This window comes from Mesorhizobium sp. M7A.F.Ca.CA.004.12.1.1, assembly GCF_003997835.1.
Classification (GTDB): domain Bacteria; phylum Pseudomonadota; class Alphaproteobacteria; order Rhizobiales; family Rhizobiaceae; genus Mesorhizobium.
The window spans coordinates 1-7516 of sequence record NZ_RZRK01000251.1; the positions used below are offsets into that span (position 1 = coordinate 1).

The 7516-nt window shown below is 62.0% G+C and carries 4 protein-coding genes and 1 pseudogene; all 5 read left to right on the top strand.

Features of this window, described 5'->3' with window-relative positions; all coding sequences use genetic code 11:
• Nucleotides 1–200: pseudogene (locus EN984_RS15200) on the top strand (protein-L-isoaspartate O-methyltransferase); the annotation flags it as partial.
• A gap of 181 nt (nucleotides 201–381) precedes the next feature.
• The gene (locus EN984_RS15205; protein WP_127272694.1) at nucleotides 382–1773 is read left to right on the top strand and encodes a TolC family outer membrane protein; all 1392 of its coding nucleotides are present in this window, start codon (nucleotides 382–384) and stop codon (nucleotides 1771–1773) included.
• A 205-nt stretch (nucleotides 1774–1978) separates the two neighbouring features.
• A complete protein-coding gene (locus EN984_RS15210) occupies nucleotides 1979–2803 on the top strand; it encodes a PopZ family protein (protein ID WP_127267804.1) in 825 nt (274 codons plus the stop codon).
• A 220-nt stretch (nucleotides 2804–3023) separates the two neighbouring features.
• Nucleotides 3024–5807 carry a valine--tRNA ligase gene (locus EN984_RS15215; protein WP_127328213.1) on the top strand — a complete coding sequence of 928 codons (2784 nt, stop codon included), beginning with the start codon at nucleotides 3024–3026 and terminating at the stop codon, nucleotides 5805–5807.
• 358 nt (nucleotides 5808–6165) lie between these two features.
• Nucleotides 6166–7413 carry an OmpP1/FadL family transporter gene (locus tag EN984_RS15220; protein WP_127267802.1) on the top strand — a complete coding sequence of 416 codons (1248 nt, stop codon included), beginning with the start codon at nucleotides 6166–6168 and terminating at the stop codon, nucleotides 7411–7413.
• Nucleotides 7414–7516 lie beyond the last annotated feature (103 nt).

The window sequence follows — 7516 nt, forward strand, 5'->3', positions numbered from 1 at the left end:
AGACAGTCGCGGAAGTCCCTGTGACGCTGCTGGACCAGCTCGCCGAGGGCGGCCGCCTTGTCGCCGTCGAAGGGCAGGGCAATTCCGGCGTGGCTCGTCTCTTTTTCAAGGCCGGGGGGGTTGTAACCGGAAGACGGGCATTTAATGCGGCAATTAAGCCACTACCGGGGTTTGAACGCATTCGTGCTTTCGAATTCTGAATGATTTGGCCTTGCAGCAGAGGCTTTGTCATGGTCGCTTGCATTTGAACGATCGCTGCTGATGCCAAACTGGGGGCACTTTGGGGTGAGCAGCAGGGAACATCGAACACGCGGCGCCGGCTGATCAATGAGAGAAGCAGGCGCGGCGCGGTTCCCATGGAAAACGAATGAGGGTTTAACCGTGCCGTCTTTTCGCAAGTCACTTTTCACCGCCGTTCTCGTCTCGGCGACCATGCTGTCCCCACTGGCCGCTTCAGCCGAAACCATCTCCGGCGCGCTTGCGAAGGCCTACCAGTACAATTCTTCGCTGAATGCATCCCGCGCTGGCGTTCGCGTCACCGACGAGGGCGTCGCCATCGCCAAGTCGGGCTACCGTCCGGTTGTCACCGGCTCGGCGAATATCGATTATTCGAGCAGCCATCTCAACGGCACCAATTCAAGCGTGCGGCTGACCACCGGCAATTTTGGCGTCCAGATCGACCAGACGCTGTTCGACGGCTTTCAGACCAGGAACAATGTCGCTGCCGCCGAAGCGCAGGTCCGGGCTTCGGTCGAAAGCCTGCGCAACACCGAAGAGGGTATCCTGTTCAGCGCGGCCCAGGCCTATATGAACGTGATTCGCGACCGGCAGGTCGCCGTGCTGACCGAGCAGAACCTGCAGTTCCTGACCGAGACGGCGCGCGCGGCGCGTTCGCGTTTCGAGGTTGGTGAAGGCACGCGCACCGATGTCGCGCAGGCCGACGCTTCACGCGCCGCCGCGGTGGCATCGCTGAGTGCTGCCCGGGCGCAGGCGCTGGCAAGTGCGGCGCTCTATCGCCAGATCGTCGGCGACGAGCCGGGCAAGCTCAAGGGCGCTTCGCCGGTGGCAAAGCTGTTGCCGTCGAGCCTCGCCGCCGCCGTCGGGGTGGCCTCGAACGAGCATCCGGCCATCCTTGCCACGCAGCATCTGGTCGACGCCGCCGCGTTTTCGGTGAAGTCGGCCGAAGGCGCGCTGTTGCCGCAGCTGTCGGCTTCCGCCGGCGTTTCGAGCGCCTATCGCAATACCTCGCCTTTGCCAGGCGTCGGTTCGCAGGATGGCACGACCAATTCGGCCAGTGTCGGGGCAACGCTGACGATCCCGATCTATTCGGGTGGCCGCACCTCGGCGATCGTGCGCCAGAACAAGGAATCACTCAGCCAGGCCCGCATCCAGGTCGACGTCAGCCGCGACCAGGTACGCCAGGCCGTCACCGCCGCCTGGACCGAGTATACCGCCGCGCAGCAGCAGCTGACGGCCAACAGGCAAGTGATCGAGGCCGCGAAGCTGGCACTGAACGGTGTCATCGAAGAACGCAATGTCGGCCAGCGCACCACGCTCGACGTCCTCAACGCACAGGCGACGGTCATCACCGCCCAGATCAACCAGGCCGGTTACGAACATGATGTGGTGGTGGCGAGCTACGCCATCCTGCAGGCGACCGGCCGTCTGTCCGTGGACCGCCTTGGCTTGCAGGTAGCGAAGTACAAGCCTGAAGAGCATTACAACGCGGTCAAGGACAAGTGGTACGGCCTGCGCACGCCGGACGGCCGCTGAGGCGTTCGGCCAGGACTGGCCGTGTTCCCCGTTTGAGCAGGATCTTTCGCACTCGGGTTCAGATCGCGCTAATCTGTTGAAATCCCACAAGTCCCCAGATTGGGGATTCTCGTGCGGCGATCCGTCGGTTACGCTGTCGCCATGATTCGATCCGGCTCTGCCGGAGCGGAAACCCACAGGGGTCACAAAGGCGGCGGATGTGACGATGGCAACGGCAAGCAGCGCACAGCGCGAACCTTCCATGGAAGAGATACTGGCTTCCATCAGGCGGATCATCGAGGACAGTGACGGCGGCCGCAAGCAGCCGGGCGACGCCGATGAGCTGAGCCAGGATCTGGAGCGCGCGTCGAGCGCCTATGCGGCCCCCGACGTGGAAGCATTCCGTGCCGACCTGCATGCCGCCCCCGAAGGCAGGAAGCCGGTCACGCTGGCGGAAGTCCAGGCACAGTTGCCGGCGGCCGAGCCGGTGGTCGCGCGCATGGAAACGCCTGCGCGCCCCGATCCCAGCCCGGCAAAGCCATCGATGACACTTGCCGAAGTTAGCGCCCGCGTCGCCGCCGAGCCAATCACGGTTGAATCGCCGGGATCGCGTCCTGTCGCCGACGCTTCCATCGCCGATTGGCGTCGTGAGATCGCCGCGGTCGGTGAGCAGGCGAGGGCGGTGTCGGACCGGAGCGAGGCACGCAAGACGGCTGCCCAGCCGTCCGTGGAGACTCCAAGGGACGAACCGACCGCGAAAGTAGCCGTCGAACCCGAGCCGTCTCGTCCGGATGCAAGCGTGGTGCGGCCGGTGGCGGCCAGCGACGCGCCGCGTCCGGCGATCGTTTCCGAGCATACCGGCCGTCAGGTCGCGGCTGCCTTTGGCGAGCTTTCCGATGCGTTTGCCAGCCGCAGCAAGAAGACATTCGACGAGATGGCCGAAGAGATGCTGCGGCCGATGCTGCAGGATTGGCTGGACAACAATCTGCCGACACTGGTCGAAAGACTGGTGCGCGAGGAGATCGAGCGCGTGGCGCGCGGGGCGCAGTAGCTCCCCATGCCGATTGCTAGAGGAAACGGCGCCTTCGTGGCGCCGTTTCTTTTGGTGAGGTCAGTTTGTTGGCAGGACGGCGGATCGCTTTCCGTTGAAATGACCAAGGCCGCGCCTATCTGGTTGTGAGGGTCCGAGACAGCCCTTGCGGTTGACTTGGCCAAAACCTTCCGATTTACACCGGACCAGCAAAACTCCCGACAGCGCGGACCATTTTCCCATGCTTGAAAAGACCTACGACGCCAAAACCGTCGAGCCGAAGATCGCCAAAGTCTGGGAAGAGGCCGACGCGTTTCGCGCCGGTGCCGGCGCCGAGGAGGGGGCGGAAGCATTTACGATCGTCATCCCGCCGCCGAACGTTACCGGCTCGCTGCATATGGGCCACGCGCTCAACAACACGCTGCAGGATATATTGGTGCGCTTCGAGCGAATGCGCGGCAAGAACGTCCTGTGGCAGCCGGGCATGGACCATGCCGGTATTGCCACGCAGATGGTTGTCGAGCGGCAGCTGATGGAAAAGCAGATCCATCGCCGCGACCTGACCCGCGAGCAGTTTATCGAGAAAGTGTGGGAGTGGAAGGCCGAATCCGGCGGCGCCATCTTCAACCAGCTGAAGCGGCTGGGCGCCTCGGCCGACTGGTCACGCGAACGCTTCACCATGGACGAAGGCCTGTCCAAAGCCGTGCTCGAAGTGTTCGTCACGCTCTACAAGGAAGGGCTGATCTACAAGGACAAGCGCCTTGTGAACTGGGACCCCAAGCTGCTCACCGCGATCTCCGATCTCGAGGTCGAGCAGCAGGAGGTCAATGGCAATCTCTGGCACTTCCGCTATCCCATCGAGGGCCAGGTCTTCGACCCGGAAAACCCAACAACCTTCATCACCGTGGCGACGACGCGCCCGGAGACGATGCTGGGCGATACGGCCGTCGCCGTGCACCCTGACGACGAGCGATTCCGGCATCTGGTGGGCAAGAACATCGTCCTGCCAATCGTCGGTCGCAGGATTCCCGTGGTGGCGGACGAGTATTCCGATCCGGAAAAGGGTTCGGGCGCGGTCAAGATCACGCCGGCGCATGACTTCAACGACTTCGAGGTCGGCAAGCGCCACAAGCTGCCGGCGATCAATATCCTGACCACGGAGGCGGCGGTGAGCCTCAGGAACAATGAGGATTTCCTTGCCGGTCTCGAGGTGACGCCGGAGCGCCAGCTTGTCTGGGACGAACTCGATGGCCTCGATCGCTTCGTCGCGCGCAAGAAGATCGTCGAACTGATGGAAGAGGGCGGCTTCCTCGAAAAGGTCGAGCCGCATCGCCACGCGGTGCCGCATGGCGATCGCGGCGGCGTGCCGATCGAGCCGTTCCTGACCGAGCAGTGGTATGCCAATGCGGCGGAACTGGCCAAGCCGGCAATCGCTTCCGTGCGCGAAGGTCGCACGAACTTCGTGCCGAAGAACTGGGAAAAGACCTATTTCGACTGGATGGAGAACATCCAGCCCTGGTGCATCTCGCGCCAGCTGTGGTGGGGTCATCAGATCCCGGCCTGGTACGGGCCGGACGGGCGCGTCTTCGTCGAGAAGACCGAGGAAGAGGCGCTGAGCGCCGCGATCGAATTTTATCTGGCGCTGGAAGGACCGTGGAAGGCCTGGGTCGAGGCCAAGCTGGAGAACTTCAAGCCGGGCGAGATCCTGACCCGCGACGAGGATGTGCTGGACACCTGGTTCTCATCGGCGCTGTGGCCGTTTTCGACGCTGGGATGGCCGGACGAGACGCCCGAGCTGAAGACCTACTACCAGACCGACGTGCTGGTGACAGGCTTCGACATCATCTTCTTCTGGGTCGCCCGCATGATGATGATGGGCCTGCACTTCATGGACGAGGAGCCGTTCCACACCGTCTATGTCCATGCGCTGGTGCGCGACAAGAACGGGCAGAAGATGTCGAAGTCGAAAGGCAACGTCATCGATCCGCTCGACCTTATCGACGAATACGGCGCCGACGCGCTGCGCTTCACCCTGACGGTGATGGCGGCGCAAGGCCGTGACGTGAAGCTCGATCCGGCGCGCATCGCCGGCTATCGCAATTTCGGCACCAAGCTGTGGAACGCGACGCGTTTTGCCGAAATGAACGAGGTCGCGCGCAATGACGATTTCTGGCTGAACGACGCCAGGCTGGCGGTCAACCGCTGGATCCTGACCGAGCTGACGCGCGCGGCGCGCGAGATCACCGACGGCATCACCTCATACCGCTTCAACGAGGCGGCGGGTGCCGCCTACCGCTTCGTCTGGAACCTGTTCTGCGACTGGTATCTGGAATTGCTGAAGCCGGTGTTCATGGGCACCGACGAGGCGGCCAAAGCCGAAAGCCGAGCCTGCGTCGCCTTCGTGCTCGACGAGATCTACAAGCTGCTGCATCCGATGATGCCGTTCATGACCGAGGAACTGTGGGCACAGACCGCCGACGAAGGCAAGCAACGCCCCTCGCTGCTGTGCCACGCCGCGTGGCCGTCGCCGGACTTCGAAGACGCCGAGGCTGCAGCCGACATCAATTGGCTGGTCGATCTCGTCTCCGGCATCCGCTCGGTGCGCTCGGAGATGAACGTGCCGCCGGCAGCCATTGCACCGCTCGTCGTGGTCGGCGCCAACGCTGTGACACGCGAACGGCTTGTCCGCGAAGAATCGGCGATCAAGCGGCTGGCGCGGGTCGGCGACATCTCGCTTGCCGATGTCGCGCCCAAGGGTTCGGCGCAGATCGTGCTCAACGAGGCGACGATCTGCCTGCCGCTTGGCAGCCTGATCGACCTTGTCGCCGAGGCAGCACGGCTGCAGAAGGAATTGGCCAAGGTGACCGAGGAGATCGCGCGGCTGCACAAGAAGCTGTCGAACGAGAGGTTCGTCGCCAGCGCGCCGGCCGAGATCGTCGATGCCGAGCGTGAAAAGCTCGCTGAATACCGCGATGCGCAGGACAAGCTGTCGGTCGCGTTGGCCAGGGTTCGCGACGCCGGTTGAGGATAGATTCGCGAGACTTTAGCCCTCTCTAAAGTGCTGGTTTTTCGCGTCGAAAATCTGGATGCCGTTGCGTTAATATTGACGTAAACGGAAGTTTTAGCCCCATTGTTGCCATAATGTAACAATGGGGCTCCTGGAGCCCCAAAAAGGCCTGTTTTCGAGCCTTTTTGGATGGTTCTCTCTGTTTTTTGAGAGCCGCTCAGCCTTCACAGACCATTTTTCGGCTTTGCCGCACTAGGTTGCATTTCCTCGAAAATGCGCCTGGCCAATGTGTACATGTACGCCCGCGAATTCGTTGTTGCACCGTTAACCTGAATTGGTTCTAGCTTGATGCACTCGAATTCGGGGAGGACATTTCATGACTATTCTGCGACTGAAGGCGCTGCTGGGGGCGGGCTGCTTTTCGCTGGCTTTGATCGGGACGGCGATGAATCCGGCACATGCCGGCGGCCTGGAGCGCGGCGGTTACGATATCGATTTGCTGTTCGATCCGGCTCCGTTCGCGACCGAAGCCGAATCGACCTATGTGATGCCGCAACGCAAGCTCAAGAATGCGGTGGACACCAACCCGCTCGACGGCGATTTGACGCCTCTGGGCAGCACGGCGAAGGACAGCGAGAGCTATTGGGTGCCGCGGATCGGCGTCAAGGCGCAGATCGTCCAGGGTGTCGACTGTATGTTCGACTATTCCCAGCCTTGGGGTGCGCACACAAATCCGGGTCTTTGGGCCGGTGCCCAGTCCAACATGGAAACCGACATCAAAAGCAACAACTACGCCACAACCTGCTCCTACAAGATGGACGCCGGCAAAGGCCAGGTTCGCTTCATCGGCGGCGTCTACTACCAGGAAGTCTATGGCTTCAAGCAGGACCTGATATCGCCGCTGGTGCCGGATTTCCAGGGTACCGGGCGTGTCGATCTCAAGGGGACCGGCTGGGGCTGGCGCGCCGGCCTGGCCTATGAAATCCCCGAGATCGCACTGCGCGCCAGCCTCGTCTACAATTCGCGGGTCAAGCTCGACAATATCTCGGGCACGCTGGATTTGACGCATGTTGGCAGCGTGGTGCTTCCGATCTACGGCTCAACGCAATACATGCCGGATACAGTCGAATTGAAATTGCAGTCAGGCATTGCGCCAGGCTGGCTCGCCTTCGGTTCGCTCAAGTGGGTCAATTGGAGCCTGCTGCAGAGCGTTCCGATTTGCGTCGTAGGTACCCCCGCAGGGGCATGCGTCACTGGTGATGCTCTCCATTCGGGCCAGATCACCTCGCTGGACCTGATGTATCGTGACGGCTGGACAGTTACCGGCGGCATTGGCCACAAGTTCAACGATCAGTGGAGTGCTGCCGGCCAGCTTTCCTGGGATCGCGGCACGTCGCATGGCTATGGCTCGCAGACCGATACCTGGACACTGGGCGGCGGCGTCGCCTTTACGCCCAAGCCGAACATCGAAGTGCGTCTGGCCGGCGCGGTTGGGGTGCTGACCAGCGGCCATTCTGGAGCGTTGGCTGGTGAGAACGGATACGTCGCCGGCACGGATGTCAGCTACGACTTCGGCAACGATCTGGTCACGGCGATTTCAGGTGGCCTTAAGATCAAGTTCTAAGTCTCTGACAATTATAACAAAAGGCCAGGGATTACCCGGCCTTTCAGACTGCTGACAAACCCCTGGCATTTGCTGGGGGTTTTTGATTCACTGGGTCATGTTG

Excerpts from the sequence above, each read along its gene's own strand:
- EN984_RS15210 (WP_127267804.1), top strand. The coding sequence starts at position 1,979 with ATGGCAACGGCAAGCAGCGCACAGCGCGAACCTTCCATGGAAGAGATA.
- EN984_RS15215 (WP_127328213.1), top strand. The coding sequence starts at position 3,024 with ATGCTTGAAAAGACCTACGACGCCAAAACCGTCGAGCCGAAGATCGCC.
- EN984_RS15220 (WP_127267802.1), top strand. The coding sequence starts at position 6,166 with ATGACTATTCTGCGACTGAAGGCGCTGCTGGGGGCGGGCTGCTTTTCG.